Consider the following 24918-nt stretch of genomic DNA (forward strand, 5'->3'; position numbering starts at 1 on the left):
TGCTGCAACGGGCCGCGACATAGTATGTCCGAGAGCCGGCGACTACAGTAGAAAACAAGATGTTGACGAATGCCACACCCGTCGTACAATGGGTGGTGGATTTGTCTCTCTTAATGAATGCGCACCTAACCTCAAGAGCCCAGAAACCAGATGCCTCCTGACCAGTTGTCGTTTATCTCCCTCTTCTCAGGAGGAATGGGATTGGATCTCGGGTTAGAAAAGGCCGGCTTTGCCCCCCTTCTAGCAGCCGAAAACGATCCGGCAGCGGTTGCAACCATTCAGCGCAACAGACCGTCCCTACCAATTTATAACGGCGATGTCAGACACCTCACCAAATCTATCATTTGGGATCTAGTCGGCCCTAGAGCGGTAGACGTTGACCTTCTGTCTGGCGGCCCACCCTGTCAGAGCTTCAGCACCGCCGGAAAAAGGCGCGGTGGCTCCGACGAAAAGAACGGGCCGCTAGTTTTCGAGTTCATCCGTCTTGTTGATGAGATTAGACCTAAAGCATTTCTGATGGAGAACGTAAAGGGTATACTTTCAGCCTCAGTTCAATGGCGCGAACTACCATACAACAACAATGGAAAAATTATTGACAAACATCATGGCAGCTTATTGCGAGAGATGTTGTCCAGATTTTGCCAGCTTGGCTATTCAGTCTCCTACCAAGTGATGAACGCCGCTGATTATGGCGTCCCGCAAGCCAGGACGCGTGTCTTCTTTGTTGGATATCGAGACGGATCATCCCCCACTTTCCCGGCACCAACGCATTCGCGCGAAGGAGGTCTACTTTTCCCATCTTGGCGGAAGATTGGCGCCGCTATCCGCGACACTGGGGAGGATAATTCCTATTGCGCGCGCTTCAGCGAAAGGAAGCTCAAGTACCTTAGAATGGTTCCCGCTGGAGGAAACTGGCGGGATCTTCCCATAGAAGTGCAGAAAGAAAGTATGGGAAGAGCTTTTTATGCAAAGGGTGGTCGCACTGGCTACTGGCGTCGCCTGTCTTTTGACGAAACCGCCCCAACTATCTTAACAGAGCCGCAGAACGCCAGTACAGCTCTGTGCCACCCGACCGAGGATCGCCCGATTTCGGTCCGGGAATGCGCCAGGATACAGACATTTCCTGATGACTGGACTTTCTGCGGGCGAGGAGCCGAGCAGTATCGACTGGTCGGGAATGCAGTTCCAGTGTTGTTGGCAGCCGCCGTGGGCAGACACATCGCCCAGGCGCTGCTAAAAGCATCTAGCCTTGAGCAACGACCCGAGAAAGCTATAGCGAACTCTAGATATTGATGGCGCGGAAGAGCTTTCTATAGCTCAGCGTCCCATCAGGATTTCCAATGATGGGGATAGCGGCATTTGTCAAATCTGCTATCAGCTGGGGAATTAGCTTTTCCTGCACCTCGCAGCGAAATTCAGAGCAAAGCATTCCACAGACTTCTCCAACCTTTACATCGTAGTCTGTGTCCCCATTACCAACCCTCTGCCAAAACTCACGACTGCGCATCGAAATATATTTTTGACCTTTTGGCATGGTGGTTGTAGCTTTCCCGTAGCATGGCGCAAATATTCCCTCAAACTGCCGCCCCATCGTAGCGTAATGCTCTGTTAAATTAAAAATTGTGTTTGATAGGTTTTTTCTTGTGCTCATGGGCATGCAGTCCCAACTCATTTTTACCTGATAAGCAGATATTTTGTTCGCGCTGACAACTTGATAGTCAAAATCGTCCGGCAACTCTGGTGGCGTCGCATTTGGATGACAATTTTTTGCAATCATCTCAAGCAAATGACCAACGGCCTCCTCTTCCGAAGCAAATAACGCACTCTGAATTTGAAATGATGCCCATTCGCTTACGCTACGAACAGATCTTATGCTTACTAAAAACGGATTTGTTCTCTTTAACCGCTCTCTAACCTTTAGTTCGGAAAACCGTTCCTGCATCCTATTCTTGTAGAGGCGTTCAGCTTCAGAAACGATATGGCTCGCTTTTTCTCTGTCAATACTTAATAGATCGGACACTTGAGTTATAAGCGCCGCTTGCACGCTTGGGTCGATTTTGGTTTCTTCGATTGCTTTATTGACTTCCAAACCGAGGTCAAGATCATTGCACATGAAGGTTTTCCACATATCTTCCATTCACACTTGCGATGGAGTAAGCCAGAAAGTTGCGGAACTTGGCAAGCTAAAAATCGAGATCTGATCGAGACCGGCTTTGCCTCGCCAGATCGGCCGGGGAGTAAGCGTGCTACAACGGATTGCATTAAATCTGGATCGCTTCGGACCAGTGATGTCGCCCAGCAATGCGGGGTCACCAGTATAGGCACTTCAGATATAACGCACGGCGCAGTAGCCATTTCGATGACGGATCTGACGAAGAAGACGCGCCGGCTGTCTGGCTGGATGAGCCTAGTGAGCCGTTGAGCAGTGTCGCTCAGGCACTCAATGTGGCCGCGACACAGGTGAAGACCTGACGGCTGGAACAACAAGTGGCCGAGTTGCAGCAGCTGCGCCGTGACAACAAGCGCCTCCAGGAGGAGAACGGGATCCTGCGGAACACCTCAGTTGTTTTCGCCAAGTGGGCGAAGAAAATATGAAAGCCAAGCTCGCCTTCATCTTCGAGCACATATTCAGGTAGAATGTTTGATGTGATCGCAAGTCCCTCATGCCAACGTACGTTATAAGCCCTGCACAGCTCACGACCAGACTGGCGCCATATGTCCTTGAAATATCAAGACATTTTTTCGTGTTTCTCGGGATTAAGCATGCACCCAGGCAGGCTGGGATGATGAGGTAAGCGCCCCGTGATTGTTCCGTTTCGGACTGCTTGTTGGTTATGTGCCTCGCTGAGCGTCCTCGGATAGTCTGTCTGGGCCTCGGCGGTTACCGTATACCACTTGGATATATTCGGAACGTCGCGGTGCCCCTGAACCGCAAGCCCTCCAGCGGTTAGCTCCCTAATCAATAGATCAGAATGGCTGTTTCGAATTTTCTCGGCGATGCCTTCACTGACAATCTCAAGGCATGTCGTATCGTCTTCAGCATCTACGTAGTTATTATATATGTAATGATCTCTAGTTCCTCTCTCTACTGACTCAGACATTCCGCTGAAAGAAGCATCGTCTACTTGATTCTCTTCTAATTTCATTTCAGTAACCTGATTGCTTTCTGCTTCTTCATTCTTAATCCGCTCGTCATGTGCGTAGACCGAGAACCTCAAGGCTTCCCAACCGCTACGTTTACTTCCTAGCCAGTCCGCTAGTTCCCTAATGTCTTCTTTGTCCCACCACACCAATTCGCCATTCGGATCTTTTCGACGAATATCAACCTTCATGTGATAGCGCAGCGTACACGCGAGGTTCTTGGTTGCGGCCTTGGTTCGGTAGAATGGTTGAACCTTTACCTGATATGCGCCTGCATAGCCAACCCCCTTGAGCGCCTTCTTGAACTCCTGAGGTGTGATCTCGCCCAAAGACACTATGGCATGGAGATGCGGTAACCAAACCGTACTCCGGTTCGTCAACACCGGCATATCCAGATCCTCCAAGGTCTGTTGCCGCATTCCGCTGAACGTTGACCATTCCCCCACTTTAAGTGGTTCCACCTCCCAGAAGCCACGAAGGCTCACACGATCCCATCGGGCATCTTGCCGACGCTGTCTTTTTAGAAAATTGCGGAGCCGGTCTTTGGCACGTTTGATCGTCTCATTTAGTTGGTCGTCACCCAAGTGGGAAATCACAGGCAATAGGAGGGTGAGCTGCGCCAACTGTTTGTTCGGGATGCCATCGAAGAACTCCCCGGTAAGCTTCTTCTCCTGCTTGAACTTGGATTTACGGCAGCGTAGGCAGAACGCGCTGTTGCAGCGTCGATGATTGTTCCAGATATCCAGTTCACGGCAATGCGCCATGCGTTGAGCCTCAGGATGGTTGATAGGCAGGACATAGCGAGCATAGGCTGCGCTATCGACCATCTTTCTCCGCAGTAGTTCCTGTTTTAATTCCTGTATACTATCCATAATGGAGATACCTCTGAATGTTAGTGTGCTCGTATTTATTATCCAAGCTCCTGGACAATCGGATAAATACGAAGACGAAAACAAAATAAATGAGGAACAAATATGCTTATGAGGTTCGCACTCGAGACGCTTAAGGCGCTCAAAATTACTAGTAATAATTCCACATTCTCACGAGACTTCCTAGGATACAGTCCGCGTTATTACGATTATCTGACCTGTTCAGGAGCCCAGCCCAGCATAAATGCTCTCACGGCCCTTGCGGTGCGGATCAATCGCATCGCCAATGCATTGGAAACCTGCCCGAAATCACAGGAAGATGCCAAGACGCTTGGCCTCCTTAGAGATCAACTCTGGGCAGAGGTCGAGCGACGCAGTATCATTCGTCTTCCAGTGCTACGTCAGCGCCGCACAACCGGTAACAAGGTCCGGGATGTGCATTCAGTGGATGGCATGGTTCGAGATGGGATTGGTGGCTGATGCATTCTCGGCATTCTCAAACATAGCAGATCACGAGCGAAGGTTGTATTTGCAGACGCCACATCCTGATGGTTTCTCAACATAATGGGACAGGCAGCTGGAGCCTCCAGCACCAAAAATAATTCGCACGCGTCGAGAAGGGGAATTTTGTCGGTTCTGGCAATTGGCATGAATTATGAATTTTTCGGGTTGTGTTTGCCTGCAATGCCACTCGATTTTCTTGCGGGCTGGAGCCATAAACTACGCGTCTAAAGAATTTTACTCCTCACAACCCCGCAGGTGCGCGAGAGCAGCGGCAAAGCCGCCCGCGCGCATCATGTGCTTTATTTCCTTCCATTGCCCTCACAGGGCTTCTGTGGGCTTGCTTGCTGCTACGTTCGTAGCATGAATGGCTGCCAGAGCTCGCTTTATGCGATCTTGGATGTGCTGATGTTCAGCAGCAGAAAGTTTGCGTAGTGGGATTGTTGGCTTGGTTGGCAGTGCGTTCAACATATTCGATCTCCTCGATGTTAGGGGGTTAACATGCATATTTATCCCTGCGGATAAATTCCCTCTTTGGTTGCTATTCGGTAGACGCGCAGAACGACGATGTTATCGTTGCGATATCGGAACAAACCAGGAATGGAGAACAACATGTCGCTGCTCAAGAACCTGAAGCTTACTGCTGCCAAGCCCACTCCCATTGCCTCCGACGCCAAGGCGAATGCCCGTGCGAAGCTGGTCCGTTACCTGGGGGAGCAGAAAGCTCTTGTGACCGCGCAGTTGGAAGGGAAGCTGTTCCAGGCAACAAAGATGGTTTATCGGACCAACGAGGCCGGTGAGCGCGTTCGCGGAGAAGCTTCTCGCCATGTGCGGCGCGGTTGGATTGATGGAGCTAACGGTGTGGTGTTCTTCCAGGCCCGCTACGGCAGCAAGCCCCTTGAGTTCAGCAAGGGTGTGAACGCCGTGGAAGCATCTAAGCTGGACGAGTTGCCCGGGATCATCGACACGCTGATCCAAGTGGTGCAGGCTGGCGAACTGGATGCTCAACTCGCGGCGGCGGTTGCCGAGCGGAAGAAGAACTTTCGGCGCAAAGGTGGCGAGAAGGTAGCCTAATGCCGTATTTGAGCTTGCGTCGCCTAAGTCCCCAGTTGTGCCTCGCGCTAGAGCACTATCTCGCCACGGGCTACGACGTTTGAGGCATCGATCTTGGTCAGTACCGCTTTATTCGTGAGCTCGTTCGATATGGCAGGATAGAGGCCAAGATCACCTTAGATCGTTCGAACCAAAAGGCTTTTGGTTTAGCGAGGCTTCTGCAGCGCCTCCGAGGCGCAAGCAAGATCTCCTAGCCCTGAGCTACAATTTGGGTCGTATTTTTTGAGGTTCACCGGACATGCTAACATCTTTCGATAGCTATTTCCTTGGTACACTCCTTCAACGCGAAACGACAATATGCATTGACCGTCTATGTACTTCCTACTCCAGTCCCAGTTCCCGGCGTGTATAAGACGATTGATGCCTTCTGAAATGGGTGTTCCGTATGTCATGCTGAGGGATGCGCAAGATGTTGCCCAGGCATATCCTAAGGATTTAATGTTCTTGCACTTGATTTCATCATTGGATGTCATAGCCTCACTCTGAGTGGCTATCCGCTCTGGCGCTATTTTATTTTGATTACCATTTACGGAGCCGTTCTTTGACGTCGTGTCTGGGATCGTCACACGTGCTTCTGGTAGAGTTCCCTCATTCTTCTCACGCAAAGTCCCTGTTGTAGAGAAGCCTTTCTCGACCTTGGCTTCTTTCAATAGCAGAATGCTCCCTGCGGCTCCCCCGCCGACCAATACAGATCCCCAAAGAAGCATTCCAACAACTTTTATGGTTTCCATTAGTTCATCACGCCTCTGAGTTGCTCTGCTGAGATTTAGGATCAAAAAAGTTAATAGAAAACTACCATCGCGCTGCTACAGAGTTCATGGCTTAGAGGAAGTCCCAAACTGGTCAAGTTTGTTGCGTTTCAATTGGTTAATGTTTGAACACCAGGGTTTTGCTAGGAATTCTTATCGAGGGCAAAGCCTTTGATAGCTAATGAATAAGCTTTCGATGAGTAGAAGCTAACGTGATGCGCGACAGAGCGCCTTATAGGGTGGTTTTCGCTGTAAGTGTTACCCTGGCGCGCTTGCATCGTTGAGTAACCTTATTGGCCCTTGCAGGGCGAATGCGCACAACTACGCAGAGAGCTTCGACGTGTAGCCGAACTCACCAAAGAAACCCTGCGTGAGACATAATTGGCTTGCACAAAACCTACACAGCAAGAAAACTGCGCTATAAGGCCTTGATATAGTATTAAAAATTGGGCTGCGCATTACGTCAACAACATGATGAGCCAGGGCGCCTGCCTGATCGACACCACCGGCGTCGTCACCATGCGCTGCCTCGAGAGCTGAGCGGCGCCAAAGCGAGCCCGCGTTCTTCCAACATCCTTCGGAGTATTTCGCGATGGCATTCAAGACCAAGGACCTGAGTGTCCTGGCATACGCCAATGGCTTCACCCTTTGGCATTTCACCACGATCGATCCCGCGGCCGATGTGGACACCTCCGGGTACTTCAGCGGCGCCTCGGACATGCTGCGGGTTGGCGACATGATCATGGCGAACCTGGATACCGACGGGACGCCGCAGGCCGGCATCCTGCTGGTGGCGTCCAATGGCGGTGGCACCGTCGATGTCGCCAACCTGACCCAGGTCGGCGCCACCAACGGCGACTGACGGCCGGCCTGCCGGGCCATCACGACGACAGGAGATCATCTAGATGGCGCTGACCCCGATCGGTTTGTGCGGCAGGGCCCTGATCAAGATCGGGGCCTCCGCCATCACCAGCTTCACCGACGGCACCGCCGAGGCGGAGGTCGCCGACGCCCTCTACGCCTCGACGCGCGACGCGCTGCTCTCGGCCAACGCCTGGAGCTTCGCGACGGTCCAGGCGACGCTGGCCCTGCTGGCCGAGCCTCCGCTGGGCGACTACGACTTCGCCCACGCCCTGCCGGTCGATTTCCTGCGGGCGCTGTCCGCCGGGATGCCGGGCCAGGGCAGGGGCATCGGCTACCGCATCATGGGGACGACGCTCCAGTCCGACGCCGACCAGGTCACGCTGACCTATGTCTGCCGTCCGCTGGAGACGGCGTTCCCGCCGTTCTTCGACCAGGCCCTGATCGCGCGGCTGGCGGCCGAGTTCTGCCTGCCGCTGACCGAGAACACCAGCCGGGCGGAGGCGCTGACCCGGCTGGCCGAGGTCGAGTTCCGCCGGGCGCGCCTGATCGACGTCCAACAGGACACCCAGCCGGGGTTCGAGGACTTCACCCTGATCGAGGCGCGGAACGGATGACCCGCGTCCGTTCCCACAAGACAAACTTCACCACCGGCGAGATCTCCCGCCTGCTGCTGGGGCGGGGCGATCTGCGCGCCTATGACAACGGCGCGCTGACGCTCCGCAACCTGCTGATCCACCCGACCGGCGGCATCACGCGGCGGCCGGGCATGGCGTTCAGCGCCGCAGCGCGGGGGGCGGGGCGGCTGGTCGCGTTCGAGTTCAGCATCGACCAGACCTATCTGCTCGCCTTCTCGGAATACCGGATCGACGTCCACCATGACGACGCCGTCGTCGCGACGGTCGACTCGCCCTGGACGGCGGCGCAGCTCGGTCAGATCACCTGGACGCAGAGCGGCGACACCCTGCTGGTCTGCCATCCCGACGTGGCGCCCCGCAAGCTGAAGCGGACGGGCGAGACCGCGTGGTCGCTCGAGGAATGGCAATTCCTGGTCGAGGGCGAGGCGATCCGGCATCCCTGGTACCGCTTCGCGCCGGTCGGCGTGACGCTGACGCCCAGCGCCACGACGGGAACCGTCACGCTGACCGCCTCGGCCGCCGTGTTCCAGGCAGGGCACGCGGGCGTCAGGCTGCGGGTGGCGGGCCGGCAGGTCACCGTGACCGACGTGCTGTCGGCCACGCAGGTCAAGGCCGTCGTGGCGGAGACCCTGCTGGGAACCACCGCCGCCGCGGTGTGGGACGAGCAGGCGTTCTCCGCCTTGCGGGGCTATCCCGTGTCGGCGGCGTTCCACCAGGACAGGCTCGTGATCGGCGGCTCGCGGGAGCTGCCCAACCGGCTGTGGCTGTCGCGTTCCGCCGATATCTGGAACTTCGACCTGGGCACCGGGCTGGACGACGAGGCGATCGAGTTCGGCATCCTGTCGGACCAGATCAACGCGATCCGGGCGGTGTTCTCGGGGCGGCACCTGCAGGTCTTCACGTCCGGGGCCGAATGGATGGTGACGGGCGAGCCGCTGACGCCCGCGACCATCCAGCTCAACCGGCAGACCCGGATCGGCTCGCCGACCGACCGGTCGGTGGCACCGCGCGATGTCGACGGGGCGACCCTGTTCGTCTCGCGGAACGGGCGGGAGATCCGCGAGTTCCTCTACGCCGACACCGAGGAGGCCTATCAGGCGACCGATCTGGCCCTGCTCGCCCGGCATCTGGTGGTTCGGCCGATCGACCAGGACTACGACCAGGTCCGCCGTCTGATGCTGGTGGTCATGGCCGATGGCGGCTTGGGGGCGCTGAGGCTGTTCCGCGCCGAGGAGGTCACCGCCTGGACCCTGATCGACACCACCGGGACGATCCACTCGGTCGCCGTGGTCGGCGACGACGTCTATCTGCTGGTCCAGCGGCCGGAAGGCTTCTCGACCCGCTGGAACATCGAGCGGCTGGACGACGCGCTCCACCTCGACGCCGGGCTGTATGGCGAGAGCGCCACCGCGGCCGCGGCGTGGTCGGGGCTGGATCACCTGGAGGGCCAGTCGGTCGCGGTGGTGGCCGACGGGGTGCTCCGGCTGAACGCCACGGTGTCGGGCGGGACCATCACGCTCGACCCGCCGGCCAAGGTGGTGGAGGCGGGCCTCCCCTTCACCCACGTGGTCGAGCCGCTGCCGCCGAACCCGCTGGCGGCGGGCGGCGGGCGGGGTCCCGCGCACCGGCTGGTCCAGGTGGTCTTCCAACTGGAGGACACGGCGGCGCTGCGGGCCGATGTCGGCGCCGGGCTGACCGACTTTCCCCTGCGCCGACTGGGTGCCGGGACCTTGGGGGACGGCCCGCCGCCCCGGGTCAGCGGCGATGCGCGGCTGCGCTCGCTGGGGTGGGCGCGGGACCGGACCAAACCCTTGTGGCGGATCGAGCAGGATGCGCCCCTGCCTTTCACGCTGCTCTCCGTAACCATGGAATTGAAGGTGAACGACTGATGGGTGGTGTCGCGAACATGGCCTTGCAGGCCCTCCCGGTGATCGCCAGCGCGCAGCGGGTGGTCACGGATTTGTCCAACGCCTCGGACGCCCGCAGGGCGGCCCAGGCGGAAGCCCAGGCGAAGGCCGATGAACTGGCCTTCGAGAAGCAGAAGGAGGCCAACCGGATCCAGGAGCTGGCCGATCAGAAACAGCACGCGGCGGAGGTCCTGGCCGAGACGCACGCGCTCCAGAAGCGCCAGCTGACGCAGGATCAGGAGGCGGCGACCACCGCGCAGGCCGCCGACATCGCGACGCGCCAGGCGCAGATCGACGCCAGCGCCGCCGCCGACGAGGCGGCCCGGCGCGACGCGCTGCGCCGGGCGGTTGGCCGGACCAAGGCCAATCTGGGCGCGCGGGGCGGCGGCACGTCGGACGGGTCCGGCGAGGCGGTCCTGCTGGGGCTGGTCAACACGACCGACGCCGCCACGCGTCAGGCGACCGCGGTCGATCAGCTGAGGACCCAGGCGCTGGCGGGGGAGGTCACCGACACCCGCAAGCGCAACCTGCTGGACCAGACCCAGCTGGCCGAGCGCCAGCGGCTCGAGCTGTTCAACGCCGCCTATTGAGACCGCGATGGGGGAACGGAGATGGACACGTCATGACCGAACACATCAAGATCGGCGCGGTCCCGCCGCGCCGGCACTTCATCGCGGACGGGATCCAGCGGGCCTTCGCCTATCCGTTCCCGATCTTCGCGACGGAGGACATGGAGGTCCACCTCGACGCCGCCCTGCAAACGGGCGGCTTCGCCGTGACCGGGAGCGGATCCAGCGCCGGCGGGACCGTAATCTTCGATTTGGCCCCGGCGGAGGGCGTCCAGGTCACCCTGCTGCGCCGGCTGCCCTACGAAAGGGTGACCGACTTCCTGGAGAGCGGCGCGCTGCCGGCCCGCGCGCTGAACGACGAGTACGACTACCTGACCGCCTGCGTCCAGCAATTGGCCGACGACGCCTCGCTGACGCTGCGCTACGCCGCGACCGACCTGCCGGCGTCGTCCCTGCTGCCGGGCAGGGCGGCTCGTGCGAACCAGTTGCTGGCGTTCGACGGCGGCGGCAACCCGACGGTGACGCCGGCGATCGACAGCGAGGCACTGGGCAGCTTCGTGGCACCGGGAGCCGGCGCCGTGCGGCGGTCGATCCGGGACAAGCTGGCGGATGTCGCGTCGGTCAAGGACTTCGGCGCCACCGGCGATGGCATCGCCGACGACACCCTTGCGATCCAGGCCGCCTTGACGGCGGCGACGGCGGTGTTCGTGCCGCCCGGGCTCTACCGGGTGACCGCGACGTTGCCGGTCGGGTACGGACAAACGCTCCACGGGTCGGGGGCGGGGTCGATCATCCGGGCGGACGGGGCTGGGTTTCCGGTGATCCTGTTGCCCGACAGCTACGCCTGCCTGCATCACCTGCGGATCGAGGGAGGCACGGTCGGCGTCAAGCTGACCGGGCGCGACGGACCGTGCGTGCAGAACGCCGTCCACGACCTGACCATCTGGGACACCGAAACCGGCGTCGTGCTGGACGGCGGCGACAGTCCGGACCGGCCCTGCTACTGGAACAACCTAGCCCGCGTGCTGGTGGTGCGGCATCTGCTGCACGGCATCCATCTGGTCCGCACGGGGGCGGGCGATACGCCGAACGCCAACAAGTTCCACTGCTGCCGGGTCTACTCGCTGGGGGTGCCCAGCACCGGATCGGGCTTCCACGTCCAGCACGGCCGCTACAACAACGCCTTCGTCGATTGCGAGGCGAACCTGTCGACGACGGCCCATTCCTGCTTCCGGATCGGGCCGGACACCGACAAGACCCTGCTGGTCAATCTCTACACCGAGTCGGTGGGCGGCGTGCCCAACGTGTACCTGGAGGCGGGGTCGATCGAGACCTCGATCACCAACCTGTTCTCGGCCAGCGGCGGGCCGGCGATCTGGGACCAGTCGGGCGGCGAGTTCACCGCCTACAACGCCGGATACCCGGCCAAGAACCGCTTCAAGCGAAGTCAGGTGACCGACCTGACGGTGGAGGCGATGCGGTACGAGACCCGCTTCGTCGATCCCGTCGCGGGTGGCGTCGTGACGCCCGACATGACGCGCTCGGTCCATCTGGTCAGCGCCTTCAACGGCGCCGTCGAGTTCCGCCTGCCGGCTCCCGGCGCCGCCGAGGGGCGGTCGCTCACCATCAAGAAGATGGACCAGAGCGGCAACGTGGTGATGGTGACCGACGCCACCGGCTCCGGCCCCGACGGCAGGCCGTTCCCGCTCGGTGGCCGCCACGACTTCGTCACCGTGGTGTCGAACGGCGCGGCGTGGTGGATCACGGCGGCCCACCTGGTTCCCGGCAACGCCGGGTTCCTGGAGGGAGCCCCCCTGTTCGAACCGGACCTGAGCCGGAGCGTCTATCTGGTCAGCGCCTTCGGCGGGGCGACCGAGGTCCGGCTGCCAGCGCCGTCGGCGACCCTGGCGGTCGGCCGCACGGTGACGATCAAGAAATCCGACATCAGCGGCAACGCCGTCACCGTCACCCAGGGCGGCGGCGGCGGGCCCGACGGCGAGGCGATCGTCCTGGCCGGGAAGGGGCACGCGGTGACCGCGATGTCGAACGGCGCCGCCTGGCACATCCTGGCGCGCAACCCATGAGGAAAGGAGCGAGGATCAAATGCTTGATCAAGAGCGGGAGGCGCGGCTCAACCTGCTGACCTCCGACCTGCCGGCGGCGGTCAGGCGGGCGGTGGACGCCTACGCCGCATTCTCCGAGACCGAGGCGCCGGCGGAGGCGAAGGAGTTCACCGCGTTCCAGAACGCCTGCAAGTCCGCGATCGGCCACCTGACCGCGCTGTTCCAGTTCCAGAAGCTGGTCGCGGCGGTGCTGGCCCCGAAGGACGAGGCCGCCCCTCGGGAGGACCCCTTCGCCGATGTCTACGAACGGGCGAAACGGACCTTGGATGCCATGGGGGACGCCATGGGGGACGCCTTGGACGACGCGGATGGGTCGGACGAGGACTGAATGGTGGGCAGGGAATTCAAGAGCTTCAAGGAATTCCTGGTGATCTGGAACTCGCACCAACTGCTGCCATCGCCCGAACATCACGTCAGGATCGCCGAGTGGCTGACCCGGGAGTGGCGCGGGGGCGACCGGCGCCTGCTGCTGATGGCGTTCCGCAACAGCGGGAAATCGACGGTGGTCGGGCTGTTCGCGGCGTGGCTGCTCAAGACGGACCCGTCCCTCCGGATCCTGGTGCTGGCGGCGGATCTGGCGCTCGCGAAGAAAATGGTCCGCACGGTCAAGCGGATCATCGAGCGTCATCCGCAGACCCAGCACTTGAGACCGGACAAGGCCGACCAGTGGGCCAGCGACCAGTTCACCATCAACAGGCCGATGGAGCTGCGCGATCCGAGCATGCTGGCGCGCGGGATCGGGGCCAACCTGACCGGCAGCCGGGCCGATGTCGTGATCTGCGACGACGTCGAGGTGCCGCGCACCTGCGACACCGCGCCGAAACGGGAGGATCTGCGCGATCGGCTGGGCGAGATCGACTACATCATGGTGCCGGGCGGCATGCAGCTCTACATCGGCACGCCGCACAGCTACTACACCATCTACGCCGACCAGCCGCGCCGGGAGGTCGGCGAGACCGTCCCGTTCCTGGCGGAGTTCAAGCGGCTGCTCATCCCTGTGCGGGACGAGGCCGGCGCCAGCGCGTGGCCCGGCCGCTTCCCGGACGAGGTGATCGACCGGATCCGGCGCGCGACCGGACCCAACAAGTTCGAAAGCCAGATGATGTTGCGGCCGGTCAGCGTCGCCCAGGGCCGGCTCGACCCCGATAAGCTTCGCTCCTACGAGGCCGAACTGGACTACAGGGAAGCCGGCGGCATGCCGGTCCTGACCCTGGAGGGCCGCCGCATGGTGTCGGCGACCTGCTGGTGGGACCCCGCCTATGGCGCGGGCGCTCCGGAGGGGGCGCCGCGCGAGGGCGGGGTTGGCGATGGCAGCGTCGTCGCCGCCGTCTTCTCCGACGCCGAGGGCGGCTTCTGGCTGCACCGGGTCCGTTACCTGTCGGTGGATCCCGACGACCCCGACGACGAGGCGACCCAGCAGTGCCGGCAGGTCGCGGGCTTCCTCCGCGATTTCCACCTGCCGGCGGTGTCGCTGGAGATCAACGGCGTCGGCCGCTTCCTGCCGAGCATCCTGCGGCGGGAACTGGGCAAGGCCGGCGTCGCCGCCTCGGTGCTGGAGAAGTCGTCCTCGGTGCCGAAGGAGCGCCGCATCCTGGAGGCGTTCGACGCCGTGCTGGCGGCGGGCGCGCTCCACGCCCACCGGAGCGTATGGGACACCGCCTTCATCCGCGAGATGCGCGAGTGGCGTCCCGGCGGCCGCCACAAGGGCCATGACGACGGCTTGGACGCCGTCGCCGGCTGCCTGCTGGCGGAGCCGATCCGCTTCGGTTCGTCCGCGAGGCCCGGCCGCGACGCCGATTGGCGGGGCGGTCCCGTGACCCGGGTCGCGAGCGACTTCAGGGTCTGAGAAGACGGGCGGACCCTGAGCGATCAAACAAGGCCGCCCCATTCGGAGGCGGCCATTTTTCTGTCCCGAGTTGGAGAAAACAAATGCCCGAAGCGACCGGCATCAATCTTTCCTGGTGGATCACCGTGGTCGAGCTGCCCATGCTGGCCGCCCTGTTCTGGCTGATCTGGCATGTCCGCCAGGAGTCCGAGGAGGCGCTCGACCGCCTTCACCACCTGTCCGAGACGGCCCTGACCCAGATGCGGGAAAGCCTGTCCGCCTATAAGCTGGAGGTCGCCAAGACCTATGTCTCGGTGGGCTATCTCAAGGATATCGAGCGCCGGCTGACCGATCACCTGCTGCGGATCGACGCCAAGCTGGATGGCGCCGCGCTGATCCAGGCCGAGCGCGCCGGGGACCGGCGATGAGCCGGCGGCGGCTGGTTCCCGTGGCGACGCCGACTCCCGTGGCGGAAGCCGCCGGCGCCGACGCCGGGACGATCGACATCCTGGCGCGGACCTTGTGGGGCGAGGCGCGGACCGAAACCCTGCGTGGGATCGAGGCGGTGGCGGCGGTCGTCCTGAACAGGGCGGCGCTGGCGCCGGGCGTTCCGCTGGCGGCGATTTGCCGCCTCTTTCCCTGCTGGGGCGCCGAATATCCCGATCGTCTCAAGCTCGCCACGATCCAGCCGGCGGGCCGGGGAGCGCCGGGCTCGACCGACGCGCTGCTGTTCGCAACCTGCCTGCGGATCGCGCGGCGGGCGGCGGCCGGCCTGCTCGACGATCCGACCGGAGGCGCCACGCGCTATCACGAAAGTTCCATCCTGCCGGACTGGACCGCCGGGCTGTCCGTTCGCGCGGAGATCGGCGACCGCCTGTTCTACCGGGACGAGGCGACCGGCGTTACCGGGTGGCCGGCATGAGCGGGACTGGCGCGGGTTTGGCCAGCGAGGACGCCTATGTTCGGCGGATGAGGCCGACATTCGGGTATGTCATGGCGCTGACCTGGCTCGCCCAGATGGGGGCCATCGCCTGGGTGATCGTCACCGACCCAGCGCAGGCCATCCAGATCATCGCCGCGATGGCGTCGCTCGGTACGATCTGGACCGTCGGATTGGGTGTTCTTGGCGTCTACGTCTACCGACGGTCGGGAGAAAAACGAGCTTCCCAGGGCGGCGCGCCGAAGCCGTCATATTGAGGGGTCGGGATCCGACGGTGGACTGGCGGCTCCAAGGGCCGTCGAGCCACCGTCATCCTGAAAACGTCATCCCGATACCGTCGAGAGGCTCGCACGGGGTCTCAGCCCTCCTCGTTGATCATCGCCTGGTAGATCTTCCAGGCGGTCTCGACGCTGACATGGCCGGACTTGGCGCCCGCCGTGAGCATGGCGGTGGTCGGCTTGATCGGAACGTTGACGAGGCCAGTGTCGCCCATCGCCTCGACGACGTTGAGGGCGTAGTTCATCGCGCTGCTGGTTGGGCGTTTCTCGTCGATTTGATAATGCAGTCGATTGTCCATGATTTCCTCCTGGTGGCGGCTTGGTATAGGCAAGATCGATGCCAATTTTTGGTCGTTCGATCGTTACCTCTAGGACGAAATAAAAAAACATGAGGAAACAGGGACTTATCGCCTTTGATCGTCCGCTGGACCGATTGTTAGGCACGATGAAGTTGGTTTGCGATATGTGAATGAGTGTTTCAGCTTTGCAATTTGCCGTTCGGTTCGCGGTTCGGCTCTCGCATTCTGCGAAAAACGCGTGTCAGTCCGCGTGTCCACGACACGCCCCGCGCTTTGCAGCGCGGCATGTTTCGGCTAGTGTCCGGACATGACCAGCGACACCGTCATCCATCATATGTGCCGGGCCGAGGAATGGGCGGCGGCCGAGCGGGCCGGCCACTATTCCGGATCGTCCCAGGATGTGGCCGACGGCTTCATCCACTTCTCCACCGCGTCCCAGGTCGTCAAGAGCGCCGCCCGCCATCGGGGCGGGCAGGCGGGGCTCGTCCTGCTCAGCGTGCGGACCGACCGGCTGGGATCCGCGCTGAAGTGGGAGCCGTCGCGCGGCGGCCAGCTGTTTCCGCACCTGTATGGCATCCTGCCGCTCGACGCCGTCGTCGCCGTCGACCCCTTGCCACTGGGTCCGGACGGACGCCATCAATTTCCACCAGCCCTTTCGCCAACCCCGTTGGGCGACATTTCCCGGGATCGCTGAGACTTGATCGACCTTTATCCCCTCGTGGGGCCGTTGCTCCGCCGGCTCGACCCGGAAACCGCCCATGGCGCCACCATCGCGGCGTTGAAGAGCGGGCTCGTGCCCAAGGCGCGTGGCGCCGACGATCCGATCCTGGCGTGCCGGCTATGGGGCCTGGACTTCCCCAATCCGGTTGGTCTCGCGGCGGGGTTCGACAAGAACGCGGAGGTCGCCGACGCGATGCTGGCCCAAGGCTTCGGCTTCGTCGAGATCGGCAGCGTGACGCCCCGCCCGCAGGTCGGCAATCCGCGTCCGCGCGTGTTCCGGCTGCCCGAGCAGCGCGCGATGATCAACCGCTACGGCTTCAACAACGACGGACTGGACGCGGTCGCCGGCCGGCTGGAGGCTCGCCTGAAGGGTGCCGGCGGCAAGCCGGGACTGGTCGGCGCCAATGTCGGCAAGAACAAGGAGACGGTCGACGCGGCCGCCGATTACGAGATCGGGATCCGCCGCCTGACCCCGCTGGCTGGCTACCTCGTGATCAATGTCTCGTCGCCCAACACGCCGGGGCTGCGGGCGCTCCAGGGCCGCGAACCGCTGGCCGAACTGCTTGGCCGGGCGCTGGCCGCGCGGGCGGAGGCGACTCCGGCGGGCGGTCCGCCGCCGCCCCTGCTGCTGAAGATCGCCCCCGACCTGACCACCGAGGACAAGCGCGACGTCGCGGAGGTGGCGCTGGCCAGCGGGATCGACGGGCTGATCGTCTCCAACACCACCATCACCCGGCCGGCGGGACTGCCCCCCGCGATAGCCGCCGAGGCGGGTGGCTTCAGCGGCGCTCCGCTGATGGCGGCGTCCACAGCGATGCTGGCCGAGATGTACCGGCTGACCGAGGGACGCCTGCCGCTGATCGGATGCGGCGGCATCTCGTCCGGCCGCGACGCCTATGCCAAGATCCGGGCCGGCGCGTCGCTCGTGCAGCTTTACACGGCGCTGGTCTATCGTGGCCCGGCCCTGGTCGGGGCGATCAAGCGGGACTTGGCGGCGGCCTTGCGCGCCGATGGTTTCGCGTCGCTCCAGGCGGCGGTCGGGGCCGATCACCGGCTCGATCCATCCGTTTCCCCCGCAGCTTGAAGAGCGATATGCACCCCGAAGAAAACCCAGCACCGGTGCCGGTCCACCCCGGGATCTCCGCCGTGGCCGACCGCTACGACGGCTACATCCTTGATCTCTGGGGCGTCCTGCACAATGGTGTCGAGCCTTATGCCGGCGTCATCGATTGCCTGGAACGTCTGAAGGCGGCCGGCAAGCGCGTCTGCCTGCTGTCCAACGCGCCACGCCGCCGCGCCGGCGTCGTGGCGAAGCTGGAGGGCATGGGCATCACGTCCGGCCACTACGATCACCTGATGACCTCCGGCGAGGCGACCCACGACGCCTTGGCCGATCCACCCGACGCGTGGCACGCCGCCCTTGGGCGCCGCTGCCTGCATATCGGGCCGCCCCGTGATCAGGACGTGTTCGAGGGGCTGGGACTCGAGATGGTCAACGATCCAGCCTTGGCCGATTTCGTCGTCAACACCGGGATCGACGATTTCGACGAGACGATCGCGGATTACGATCCGGTCCTGAAGGCTTGCGCCGAGCGCTCGCTGCCCATGGTCTGCGCCAATCCCGACCTGGTGGTCGTGGTCGGCACCAAGATGGCGATCTGCGCCGGCATGCTGGCCCAGCGTTACGAGGAGCTGGGCGGCTCGGTCCGCTATCACGGCAAGCCGCACGCTCCGGTCTACAAGCGCTGCTTCGATCTGCTGGGGATTTCCGACCGGACACGCATCGTCGCGGTCGGCGACAGCTTCCGCACCGATGTCGCCGGCGCCAACGCCGCCGGGATCGACGCCTTGCTGGTGACCAGCGGCATCCACTTGGAGGAGCTGGCGACCGCCTGGGGCGAACACCCCGACCCGGTCAAACTCGCCGCCGCTGCGGCGGCCAGCGGCCACGTCCCGCGGGGCGCCATTCCGCGTTTTCACTGGTAGCTGGGACGCGGAACGCAAGTGGCGTCCGGCGCGTCATTCACCGCGCCGGACGCCCTTGGACATCAAATCACCCTGGGTGCCGACCAGCCTCAGTCGGTTTCGGCTCCAACCGTGATCCGAGCGGGGCCAACCGACTCGAGGGCCGCGCTGACCAGGGCGCCGCACGGGAACTCCTGCCCCGTCGCCGGCTCGGCCATCATGTCGAAATCGGAGTCCTCGGCCACGCCGCCGAAACGCATGCCCTGGACCGCCAAGCCGTCCCGGTAGTAGCAGATCAGGAAGACGCGGATCGCGGCGGTGAGATTGGTCTCGCCGCGCTTCTCGTCGATCATCGAAATGATTTCGTTGATCGATTGCTCCTCGCTGCGGCAGATGTCCGTCAGCGCGGTCCACATCACCTGCTCCATCCGGATGCTCGTCCTGCGTCCCGAGACAGTCACATTCCGGCAAATCAATGCCGTGTTCGTATTCGTTTGCATCGACACCACCACCGCTCTGTTTGCCAAATATGCATTGGGCGATAACTATAAGCGTTTCGTACTATGCACACGGCCGTATGACAACGCGGAAAGTTATATGACGATGCGATAGGCCTAAAAATGACACAGGCGAGGTAGCCCGACCTGGCGGGGTCGGAGTGGAACGTCGGATCGACGGAAGCTGGAAACTCGGGTTGGGCCGAGGCGCCGGCTTAGGGTTCGATCATGCTGGCGACATCCTGGAGGACTTCATGGGGGGTGGGGCTGATGAAGCCGCTGGTGGCGTAGACCTTGCCGAAGCTCATGCTGGGCCGGTATCTCACGCGGACCTCGGTCCAATCATTGGCGGGCGAGACGTCCTGGACCAAGTCCCGGGAGACACGGCCCTTGGCGCCGTCACGCGGTGCCCAGTTGGCGTGTTCTATCACCACGGTGCGCTGGTCCAGGACTTGGCGGACCAACGCCACATGGCCGGATGGCATCGCCTTGGTCCGCTGGAACACCATGACGGAGTCGCGGGAGGGGAGATGGCCCGTGGCGTAACGGCCTTTCGCGTTGCCCCACCACATCCACGCGTTTCCCGCCAAGTCGATCTTGCCGGCTTGGCGGACGTACTGGACACAGTTCAGGAAGCTGGACGATGCCGAAGCTTGAAGCGGCGGCAGCGCCAGCGATAGCGCCACCATCCCCAATCCCGCGAGTCGCAAAAAACGCATCGTCGCTCCCCAGGTCCGGTTTTCCTCTTCTACAATGTTGATCGCCGTCCCTTCAAGAAAAACATGTCCCCGCCATCGTATGATCTTGCCAATGCTTTGTTTACTATGCCAATCAATTACTCTGATCCAAGGATTGAACATAATGATCTGTATGGTTGAGTACTGTCAGGTTTGACGGAGTTGGAATCATTCCGACCCCGGGGTTGGGGCTATCCGCGACAAAGTGTCCGCGGAGCTTTTTCAGTGGATCAGACACGTGAATCAGGTTGGCAGCGCATCGTGGGCGCATTATCAAAGCCATCTCAAGTTTGTTGCACTGCAACACAAATGAAACTAATGGAGATCCAAGATGTCCCAGGGTGATTTCGACTTCGGCAAGCTGTTCACCGCCAAGATCCCAGGCATCGACATCAAGTCGATGATCGAAGCGCAAAACCGTAACATCGAAGCCTTGCTCAAGGTCGGTAAGATCGTCGTCGATACGTCCCAATCCCTGATGCGGCGTCAGGTCGAGATCGCCCAGGCCAACCTCAAGGATAGCGCGGAGCAGGCCAAGGCCGTGCTCGCCGTCAAGGATATCTCCACCTCGCTGAGCCTGCAGGCGGATCTCGCCAAGGCCACGGCCGAAAAGGTCGGCGCGCAGGTTCGCGAACTGTCCGAGATCGCCACCAAGGGCGGTCGCGAGGCCTTCTCGATCATCAGCGCCCGCACCGAGGAAAGCGTCGCCGAGTTGAAGTCGCTGACCCTGCCCAAGGCCGCCTGATCCGGCGTGCCGGCGGCTTCGTCCGCTTGGGCGTGGCCTGTTTCGAGTCGACGGGGACCGCGCCAGCCCAGGCGCGGTCCCCGCGCTTTTGTGGGATGCGTCGAGCGGATACCCGCCAGTATGCAAGGAACCTTCGAGCGGTCACCACGTTGATGCCGCGCCCGTTCCCTCTCGGGTTCAGGCCAAGGTGACCAGATGACCATCCTCAACGTCAACCACGTGACAGTGTACCGATACGCCAAGCCAGTGGGGTTTGGGGACCATCGCCTGATGTTCCGGCCACGCGACAGTCACGACATGCGGTTGCTGGAAACCAGGATGGTGATCAGTCCGCCACCGAAATCGGTCCGGTGGATGCACGATGTCTTCGGCAATTCGATCGCGATGGTCTCATTCGAGCGGAAGGCGACTGAACTGCGCTTCGAAAGCCGCATTCGGCTCGACCACTTCGGCCTATCGAACCCGAATTTCCCGATCGAGGATCACGCCCGCATATATCCCTTCTCCTACTCGGCGGAGGAGGTGCCAGATCTTGGGCGCACGATCGAGCGTCATTTCCCGGATCCGGACCACAAGGTCGACGAATGGGCGAAGCAGTTCATCCGGACCGATGGCCCGACCGAGACGCAGGACATGCTGGTCTCGATGACCCGCGCCATCAAGGAAGGCTTCACCTACAAGGCGCGCACGGCCCCCGGCACCCAGACCCCGATCGAGACGCTGGAGCTGGGATCGGGTTCCTGCCGCGACTACACGCTGCTGATGATGGAGGCGGCGCGCACACTGGGCTTCGCGGCCCGCTTCGTCTCCGGCTACCTCTATGACCCCGCCGTCGATGGCGATCCGGAGAGCAGGATCGGCGGTGGAGCCACCCATGCCTGGGTGCAGATCTATCTGCCGGGTGCCGGCTGGGTCGAGTTCGATCCGACCAATGGCATCGTCGGCGGGGCCGGATTGATCCGGGTCGCGGTCGCGCGCGATCCGGCGCAGGCGGTGCCGCTGAGTGGCGACTGGTTCGGCGAGGCCAGCGACTTCCTGGGTATGGATGTGGACGTTGTCGTCGCGTCGGAGTGAGCGGCGGCCAAAATCCACGATAATGCGCGGAGTTGCCATTTCCAGCGCTGGGGGATAAGAAAACCGTCACGCGATTGCGGTAGGATCAAGACTGGATTCGTGTGTAATTTCGAGGTGGTGGTCATGTCCGGATGTGCTCGGGCGCCGCGCGGCGGTTATCCGCCCGAGGGGATCGGGGTCGCTCCGGGTCCGGGCGGCTTCAGGGCCGGCGACCTGATCGACCCCCTGCCGCCGATCGGCCCCGGAACGCCCTGCACCCGCGTCTATGACATCTTCGCCGAGCACCCGGAATGGCCAGGCCTCGCCGTGGTTAGCCGCGGCTCCGTGATTGGAATGATCGACCGGCCAAGCCTGTTCGCCACCTTCGCCAAGCCCCTGCTGCGCGATCTGTACGAACGGCGACCGATCTCGCTCCTGATGGATCGCCTGCCGCTCGTGGTCGACCGCGACCTCAGCCTGGACGAGGTCAGCCAGCGCATCGCCCATGACAAGCCGGATGCCCTGATCAGCGGCTTCGTCGTCACGGAACGGGGCGAATACCGCGGCATCGGTACCGCCCTTGGCCTGATGGCCCGCTCGGTCGATCAGGCGCGCGCCAAGAACCGTGAGTTGGACGAGGCCCGGCGGGCGGCCGAGGCGGCGAACACCGCCAAGAGCAGCTTCCTCGCCAATATGAGCCACGAGCTGCGGACCCCGCTCAACGCCGTGATCGGTTTCGCCGAACTGATCGAGTCGGAGATGTTCGGTCCGCTGGGCCACGAGCGGTACCGGGAATACGCCGGCGACATCCATGTCAGCGGGCGGCACCTGCTCGACCTGATCAACGACCTGCTCGACCTGTCCAAGGCGGAGGCCAACCGCCTGGAGTTGAACGAGGGCAAGATTGATGTCCGGGGCATCGTCGGGTCCTGCGTCCGGCTGATGAACGACTTGGCGGAACGCGGTGGGGTCACGCTGAGGGCGGATGTGCCGATGCCGCCGCCGCCCCTGTGGGGTGACGAGCGCAAGCTGCGCCAGATGGTGCTCAACTTGGTGTCGAACGCCATCAAGTTCACGCCAAAAGGCGGATCGGTTACCGTCTCGGCGGGTGTGGCGGACCACGGCGCGCTGGAATTGGCCGTGACGGATACCGGCATCGGGATGACACCGGAGAACCAGATCAAGGCCATGGAGCCGTTCAGCCAGATCGACAACGCCATGAACCGGCGCCAGCAGGGGACCGGCCTGGGGCTTCCCCTGACGCGCCGGCTGATCGAGCTGCATGGCGGGTCGCTGCGGCTGGACAGCGTGTACGGCAGGGGAACGACGATCGTGCTGACGTTCCCCGCCGAGCGCGTGGAGAACCTCGAGGTCAGTTTGGCGTCGGCGTGATCAGCGGCAGGAACTCGGTCACGACCGCCTCGTAGATCGCCCGCTTGAAGGGCACGATCATTCTTGGCAGGTCGGCGGGCGCCGCCCATTGCCAGTCGTCGAACTCCGGATGTTCGGTCGCGAGATCGATATCCGCGTCGGTGCCGGTGAAGCGGGCGAGGACCCACTTCTGCTCCTGACCACGGTATCTGCCCTTCCAGACCTTGCCGATCAGATGCGCCGGCAGGTCGTAGCGCAGCCACCCCGCCGTCTCGGCCACGATCTCGGCGGAGCCGGTGCCGATCTCCTCCAGCAACTCGCGGGCGGCCGCCTGACGCGGCGTCTCACCCGGATCGATGCCGCCCTGGGGCATCTGCCAGCCCTCCGGCGTGTCGATCCGCCGGCCGACGAAGACCTTGCCCTCCGCGTTGACCAGCATGATGCCGACACAGGGGCGGTAGGGCAGCTTGAGCGCCTTGTTTTCTTCCTTGCTCACTTGAACCCCCAAAAGCCTTTCTACCGGTCGGCCTGTTTGTTGACGAGCGCCGTGATGGGCGCCAGCACGATGCCTTTGCCCTCCAGCGTCTTGATCCACTCGCCAAGCTGATCCAGCGTGACGGGGTAGGGTTGGGCGATGCCGACGGCGGCGCCGTCCAGCCGGGCCGCCTCCTCCAGCATGCGCAGGCGGGCGTCGATCGCGGCGGCCGAAGGCACGTCGTCGATCCTGGTGTCGGCGATGGCTCGGGGCAGGCCGATCCTGGTCGCCTCGCGGGCCGCGATGCTGCGGGCGCCGACCCGGGCGTCCAGGAACATCAACCCGCGCCGGTTGGCCTCCGCCAGGATCGGACGGACGCTGTCCGGCGCCCCGGTGAAGCGGTTGCCCGAGAGCGACAGCACGCCGACATAGCCGGTGACCCGGCCGAACGCGTCGAGCAGCCGCTGCTGGTTGCGGTCGCCGTCGAGCGAGACCAGCAGGGTGTTGGGGCCGGGATCGTTGCGCGGGAAGTCCGACGGTTCAGTCGGCAGGTCGAGCATGACCTCGTGGCCCAGCCGGCGCGCGCGGTCGACCCAGCCGCCGAGCTGGCCCGCCGTGCTGGAAAAGGCCAGCGTGACGGCGCCCGGCAGGCCCTCGATCGCGCGTAGGGTCGCGTTGGCCGAAACCCCCAGCGGACCGATCACCAAGGCGATGCGCGGGCGCTTGTCGTCATGGAAGAAGGGCCGGGCATAGGTCTGCCACGGTGTCCTGCCGTCGGACGCCACCCGGGGCAGGGGACCGCGGCGCGAGTCCTCGATCAGGCCGGCGGCCGGCGCTGGCGCCATCGGGACGGGATCATAGGGCGAGTTGACGGTGGCCTGGACCGGCTTGGCCGGTTCGTCCTGGATCATCACGCCGCCGCTGTCTGGCGACAGCACCGGAACGACGATGCGCGGGACGGCGGCCGCCAGCTCCCGCTCGGTCTCCTCGGCGCCGCTGAGCAGCCAGGAGGCGACACCGGCCACCATCGCGAGGGGCAACAGCAAGGCCACCACCGCGCCCGCGCGGCGGACATTCCTGGATTTGGCGGTGGTCCTCACCGCCATGGCCATGGTCTTGATCCGCCGGGTCACCAGATTGCGGCCGACGCCGGTGTCGATCTCGGTCGACAGCGTCTTCTCGCCGTCGGCCACGGGACTGGCCGGCTTCCGTTTTCCAGGCTTCAGCTTGGCGAGGATGCCGGCCAGCGACCGCTTGATGGCGGCGACATCGATGGCGACCTTCAGCTTGGGTTTGCCGGCTTTCGCCTTGGGCGCGGTCTTCGCGGCGGTTGCCATCGATATCCCACCGGGCTCAGTTGACGGCGCGCGTGTTGAACAGCGACACGCCGCGGATCAGGTCGAGCGCCCGGGCCAGCTGGTAGTCGAACTGATCGGCCGGGTTGGCGGCGGCCGCCGGATCGCCTTCCTCGCCTTGCGGTGCCGCGGCGCCCGGAGCCGGGGCGGGTGCCGGGACCGGAGCGCCGCCCGGAGGAGCGGCCTG

27 protein-coding genes and 1 pseudogene are annotated in these 24918 nt (G+C 63.0%); 19 read left to right on the top strand and 9 right to left on the bottom strand.

Annotated features, from left to right (window positions below):
* Positions 1 to 150 precede the first annotated feature (150 nt).
* Positions 151 to 1293, top strand: a complete 1143-nt coding sequence (locus N825_RS37580; RefSeq protein ID WP_037458902.1) for a DNA cytosine methyltransferase — start codon at positions 151 to 153, stop codon at positions 1291 to 1293.
* On the opposite strand, the gene N825_RS38135 is transcribed toward N825_RS37580, so the two are convergent.
* The gene (locus tag N825_RS38135) at positions 1283 to 2113 is read right to left on the bottom strand and encodes a PmeII family type II restriction endonuclease (protein ID WP_198038914.1); all 831 of its coding nucleotides are present in this window, start codon (positions 2111 to 2113) and stop codon (positions 1283 to 1285) included. The two genes, N825_RS37580 and N825_RS38135, sit on opposite strands and share 11 nt — an antisense overlap.
* A 616-nt stretch (positions 2114 to 2729) precedes the next feature.
* Positions 2730 to 3968, bottom strand: coding sequence for a hypothetical protein (locus N825_RS39190; RefSeq protein ID WP_157619567.1), 1239 nt, complete (start codon positions 3966 to 3968; stop codon positions 2730 to 2732).
* Positions 3969 to 4121: 153 nt separating this feature from the next.
* Between N825_RS39190 and N825_RS39195 the strand changes: the two genes are divergently transcribed.
* Entirely contained in the window at positions 4122 to 4490 is a 369-nt protein-coding gene (locus tag N825_RS39195) for a DUF6626 family protein (RefSeq protein WP_157619568.1), read from the top strand.
* Between the two features lie 633 nt (positions 4491 to 5123).
* The gene (locus N825_RS27185; protein WP_037458980.1) at positions 5124 to 5585 is read left to right on the top strand and encodes a hypothetical protein; all 462 of its coding nucleotides are present in this window, start codon (positions 5124 to 5126) and stop codon (positions 5583 to 5585) included.
* Positions 5586 to 5770: 185 nt separating this feature from the next.
* Here N825_RS27185 and N825_RS39200 read toward each other — a convergent pair whose 3' ends face one another.
* Positions 5771 to 6355 carry a hypothetical protein gene (locus N825_RS39200; RefSeq protein ID WP_157619569.1) on the bottom strand — a complete coding sequence of 195 codons (585 nt, stop codon included), beginning with the start codon at positions 6353 to 6355 and terminating at the stop codon, positions 5771 to 5773.
* Positions 6356 to 6965: 610 nt separating this feature from the next.
* On the opposite strand from N825_RS39200, the gene N825_RS27190 reads away from it, so the two are divergent.
* The 10 genes from N825_RS27190 to N825_RS27235 all read left to right on the top strand — a co-directional run bounded on the left by N825_RS27190 (position 6966) and on the right by N825_RS27235 (position 15493).
* Positions 6966 to 7235, top strand: coding sequence for a hypothetical protein (locus tag N825_RS27190; protein ID WP_037458904.1), 270 nt, complete (start codon positions 6966 to 6968; stop codon positions 7233 to 7235).
* A 43-nt stretch (positions 7236 to 7278) separates the two neighbouring features.
* Positions 7279 to 7851 (top strand): phage connector family protein, encoded by a 573-nt coding sequence (locus N825_RS27195; protein WP_037458905.1) that lies wholly within the window; start codon positions 7279 to 7281, stop codon positions 7849 to 7851.
* Complete coding sequence (locus tag N825_RS27200) at positions 7848 to 9761, top strand: phage tail protein (RefSeq protein ID WP_037458906.1); 1914 nt, start codon at positions 7848 to 7850, stop codon at positions 9759 to 9761. The genes N825_RS27195 and N825_RS27200 overlap by 4 nt, the downstream gene beginning before the upstream one ends.
* Positions 9761 to 10369: a hypothetical protein gene (locus N825_RS36995; RefSeq protein WP_051513244.1), complete on the top strand. Its 609-nt coding sequence runs from the start codon at positions 9761 to 9763 to the stop codon at positions 10367 to 10369. The genes N825_RS27200 and N825_RS36995 overlap by 1 nt, the downstream gene beginning before the upstream one ends.
* A 32-nt stretch (positions 10370 to 10401) precedes the next feature.
* The gene (locus tag N825_RS27210) at positions 10402 to 12432 is read left to right on the top strand and encodes a glycosyl hydrolase family 28-related protein (protein WP_037458907.1); all 2031 of its coding nucleotides are present in this window, start codon (positions 10402 to 10404) and stop codon (positions 12430 to 12432) included.
* Positions 12433 to 12451: 19 nt separating this feature from the next.
* The gene (locus N825_RS27215; RefSeq protein WP_037458908.1) at positions 12452 to 12799 is read left to right on the top strand and encodes a hypothetical protein; all 348 of its coding nucleotides are present in this window, start codon (positions 12452 to 12454) and stop codon (positions 12797 to 12799) included.
* Positions 12800 to 14317 (top strand): phage terminase large subunit, encoded by a 1518-nt coding sequence (terL, locus tag N825_RS27220; RefSeq protein WP_037458909.1) that lies wholly within the window; start codon positions 12800 to 12802, stop codon positions 14315 to 14317.
* A gap of 83 nt (positions 14318 to 14400) precedes the next feature.
* Positions 14401 to 14724 carry a hypothetical protein gene (locus N825_RS27225; protein ID WP_037458910.1) on the top strand — a complete coding sequence of 108 codons (324 nt, stop codon included), beginning with the start codon at positions 14401 to 14403 and terminating at the stop codon, positions 14722 to 14724.
* A complete protein-coding gene (locus N825_RS27230) occupies positions 14721 to 15218 on the top strand; it encodes a cell wall hydrolase (RefSeq protein ID WP_051513246.1) in 498 nt (165 codons plus the stop codon). Before N825_RS27225 ends, N825_RS27230 begins: the two co-directional genes overlap by 4 nt.
* The gene (locus tag N825_RS27235) at positions 15215 to 15493 is read left to right on the top strand and encodes a 3TM-type holin (RefSeq protein ID WP_084165110.1); all 279 of its coding nucleotides are present in this window, start codon (positions 15215 to 15217) and stop codon (positions 15491 to 15493) included. Before N825_RS27230 ends, N825_RS27235 begins: the two co-directional genes overlap by 4 nt.
* Before the next feature lie 101 nt (positions 15494 to 15594).
* Here the strand turns inward: N825_RS27235 and N825_RS27240 are convergent, their stop codons facing one another.
* Positions 15595 to 15813 carry a hypothetical protein gene (locus N825_RS27240; protein WP_037458912.1) on the bottom strand — a complete coding sequence of 73 codons (219 nt, stop codon included), beginning with the start codon at positions 15811 to 15813 and terminating at the stop codon, positions 15595 to 15597.
* Positions 15814 to 16120: 307 nt separating this feature from the next.
* On the opposite strand from N825_RS27240, the gene N825_RS27245 reads away from it, so the two are divergent.
* From N825_RS27245 to N825_RS27255, 3 genes are read left to right on the top strand one after another with little or no spacing between them, the layout of a single operon-like run.
* Positions 16121 to 16507 (top strand): DUF952 domain-containing protein, encoded by a 387-nt coding sequence (locus N825_RS27245; protein WP_037458914.1) that lies wholly within the window; start codon positions 16121 to 16123, stop codon positions 16505 to 16507.
* Positions 16508 to 16510: 3 nt separating this feature from the next.
* Positions 16511 to 17617 carry a quinone-dependent dihydroorotate dehydrogenase gene (locus tag N825_RS27250; RefSeq protein ID WP_037458915.1) on the top strand — a complete coding sequence of 369 codons (1107 nt, stop codon included), beginning with the start codon at positions 16511 to 16513 and terminating at the stop codon, positions 17615 to 17617.
* An 8-nt stretch (positions 17618 to 17625) separates the two neighbouring features.
* Complete coding sequence (locus N825_RS27255; protein ID WP_051513249.1) at positions 17626 to 18519, top strand: TIGR01459 family HAD-type hydrolase; 894 nt, start codon at positions 17626 to 17628, stop codon at positions 18517 to 18519.
* 89 nt (positions 18520 to 18608) lie between these two features.
* Here N825_RS27255 and N825_RS37000 read toward each other — a convergent pair whose 3' ends face one another.
* Both N825_RS37000 and N825_RS27265 read right to left on the bottom strand, forming a co-directional pair.
* Positions 18609 to 18998, bottom strand: a complete 390-nt coding sequence (locus N825_RS37000) for a ribbon-helix-helix domain-containing protein (protein ID WP_084165112.1) — start codon at positions 18996 to 18998, stop codon at positions 18609 to 18611.
* Positions 18999 to 19210: 212 nt separating this feature from the next.
* On the bottom strand, positions 19211 to 19714 hold the full coding sequence (locus N825_RS27265; RefSeq protein ID WP_037458917.1) for a CHAP domain-containing protein: 504 nt from the start codon (positions 19712 to 19714) through the stop codon (positions 19211 to 19213).
* Positions 19715 to 20063: 349 nt separating this feature from the next.
* Here N825_RS27265 and N825_RS27270 point away from each other — a divergent pair, with 349 nt between their 5' ends.
* The 3 genes from N825_RS27270 to N825_RS37010 all read left to right on the top strand — a co-directional run bounded on the left by N825_RS27270 (position 20064) and on the right by N825_RS37010 (position 22922).
* Entirely contained in the window at positions 20064 to 20477 is a 414-nt protein-coding gene (locus tag N825_RS27270; RefSeq protein WP_037458918.1) for a phasin family protein, read from the top strand.
* A 195-nt stretch (positions 20478 to 20672) separates the two neighbouring features.
* The gene (locus tag N825_RS27275) at positions 20673 to 21551 is read left to right on the top strand and encodes a transglutaminase family protein (protein ID WP_037458920.1); all 879 of its coding nucleotides are present in this window, start codon (positions 20673 to 20675) and stop codon (positions 21549 to 21551) included.
* A gap of 123 nt (positions 21552 to 21674) precedes the next feature.
* Entirely contained in the window at positions 21675 to 22922 is a 1248-nt protein-coding gene (locus N825_RS37010) for a sensor histidine kinase (protein ID WP_157619570.1), read from the top strand.
* Here N825_RS37010 and N825_RS27285 read toward each other — a convergent pair.
* The 3 genes and pseudogenes from N825_RS27285 to N825_RS39875 form a co-directional block, all read right to left on the bottom strand.
* Complete coding sequence (locus tag N825_RS27285) at positions 22903 to 23397, bottom strand: RNA pyrophosphohydrolase (RefSeq protein WP_037458922.1); 495 nt, start codon at positions 23395 to 23397, stop codon at positions 22903 to 22905. The two genes, N825_RS37010 and N825_RS27285, sit on opposite strands and share 20 nt — an antisense overlap.
* Positions 23398 to 23417: 20 nt before the next feature.
* Complete coding sequence (locus tag N825_RS37015; protein ID WP_051513257.1) at positions 23418 to 24713, bottom strand: divergent polysaccharide deacetylase family protein; 1296 nt, start codon at positions 24711 to 24713, stop codon at positions 23418 to 23420.
* A 16-nt stretch (positions 24714 to 24729) separates the two neighbouring features.
* Positions 24730 to 24918: pseudogene (locus tag N825_RS39875) on the bottom strand (S41 family peptidase); the annotation flags it as partial.

It is taken from the genome of Skermanella stibiiresistens SB22 (assembly GCF_000576635.1).
GTDB lineage: Bacteria > Pseudomonadota > Alphaproteobacteria > Azospirillales > Azospirillaceae > Skermanella > Skermanella stibiiresistens.

Bases quoted from the DNA above. Each gene is read 5' to 3' on its own strand.
- N825_RS37580 (WP_037458902.1), top strand. From the start codon at position 151: ATGCCTCCTGACCAGTTGTCGTTTATCTCCCTCTTCTCAGGAGGAATG.
- N825_RS38135 (WP_198038914.1), bottom strand. From the start codon at position 2,113: ATGTGCAATGATCTTGACCTCGGTTTGGAAGTCAATAAAGCAATCGAA.
- N825_RS39190 (WP_157619567.1), bottom strand. From the start codon at position 3,968: ATGGTCGATAGCGCAGCCTATGCTCGCTATGTCCTGCCTATCAACCAT.
- N825_RS39195 (WP_157619568.1), top strand. From the start codon at position 4,122: ATGAGGTTCGCACTCGAGACGCTTAAGGCGCTCAAAATTACTAGTAAT.
- N825_RS27185 (WP_037458980.1), top strand. From the start codon at position 5,124: ATGTCGCTGCTCAAGAACCTGAAGCTTACTGCTGCCAAGCCCACTCCC.
- N825_RS39200 (WP_157619569.1), bottom strand. From the start codon at position 6,355: ATGGAAACCATAAAAGTTGTTGGAATGCTTCTTTGGGGATCTGTATTG.
- N825_RS27190 (WP_037458904.1), top strand. From the start codon at position 6,966: ATGGCATTCAAGACCAAGGACCTGAGTGTCCTGGCATACGCCAATGGC.
- N825_RS27195 (WP_037458905.1), top strand. From the start codon at position 7,279: ATGGCGCTGACCCCGATCGGTTTGTGCGGCAGGGCCCTGATCAAGATC.
- N825_RS27200 (WP_037458906.1), top strand. From the start codon at position 7,848: ATGACCCGCGTCCGTTCCCACAAGACAAACTTCACCACCGGCGAGATC.
- N825_RS36995 (WP_051513244.1), top strand. From the start codon at position 9,761: ATGGGTGGTGTCGCGAACATGGCCTTGCAGGCCCTCCCGGTGATCGCC.
- N825_RS27210 (WP_037458907.1), top strand. From the start codon at position 10,402: ATGACCGAACACATCAAGATCGGCGCGGTCCCGCCGCGCCGGCACTTC.
- N825_RS27215 (WP_037458908.1), top strand. From the start codon at position 12,452: ATGCTTGATCAAGAGCGGGAGGCGCGGCTCAACCTGCTGACCTCCGAC.
- terL (WP_037458909.1), top strand. From the start codon at position 12,800: ATGGTGGGCAGGGAATTCAAGAGCTTCAAGGAATTCCTGGTGATCTGG.
- N825_RS27225 (WP_037458910.1), top strand. From the start codon at position 14,401: ATGCCCGAAGCGACCGGCATCAATCTTTCCTGGTGGATCACCGTGGTC.
- N825_RS27230 (WP_051513246.1), top strand. From the start codon at position 14,721: ATGAGCCGGCGGCGGCTGGTTCCCGTGGCGACGCCGACTCCCGTGGCG.
- N825_RS27235 (WP_084165110.1), top strand. From the start codon at position 15,215: ATGAGCGGGACTGGCGCGGGTTTGGCCAGCGAGGACGCCTATGTTCGG.
- N825_RS27240 (WP_037458912.1), bottom strand. From the start codon at position 15,813: ATGGACAATCGACTGCATTATCAAATCGACGAGAAACGCCCAACCAGC.
- N825_RS27245 (WP_037458914.1), top strand. From the start codon at position 16,121: ATGACCAGCGACACCGTCATCCATCATATGTGCCGGGCCGAGGAATGG.
- N825_RS27255 (WP_051513249.1), top strand. From the start codon at position 17,626: ATGCACCCCGAAGAAAACCCAGCACCGGTGCCGGTCCACCCCGGGATC.
- N825_RS37000 (WP_084165112.1), bottom strand. From the start codon at position 18,998: ATGCAAACGAATACGAACACGGCATTGATTTGCCGGAATGTGACTGTC.
- N825_RS27265 (WP_037458917.1), bottom strand. From the start codon at position 19,714: ATGCGTTTTTTGCGACTCGCGGGATTGGGGATGGTGGCGCTATCGCTG.
- N825_RS27270 (WP_037458918.1), top strand. From the start codon at position 20,064: ATGTCCCAGGGTGATTTCGACTTCGGCAAGCTGTTCACCGCCAAGATC.
- N825_RS27275 (WP_037458920.1), top strand. From the start codon at position 20,673: ATGACCATCCTCAACGTCAACCACGTGACAGTGTACCGATACGCCAAG.
- N825_RS37010 (WP_157619570.1), top strand. From the start codon at position 21,675: ATGTCCGGATGTGCTCGGGCGCCGCGCGGCGGTTATCCGCCCGAGGGG.
- N825_RS37015 (WP_051513257.1), bottom strand. From the start codon at position 24,713: ATGGCAACCGCCGCGAAGACCGCGCCCAAGGCGAAAGCCGGCAAACCC.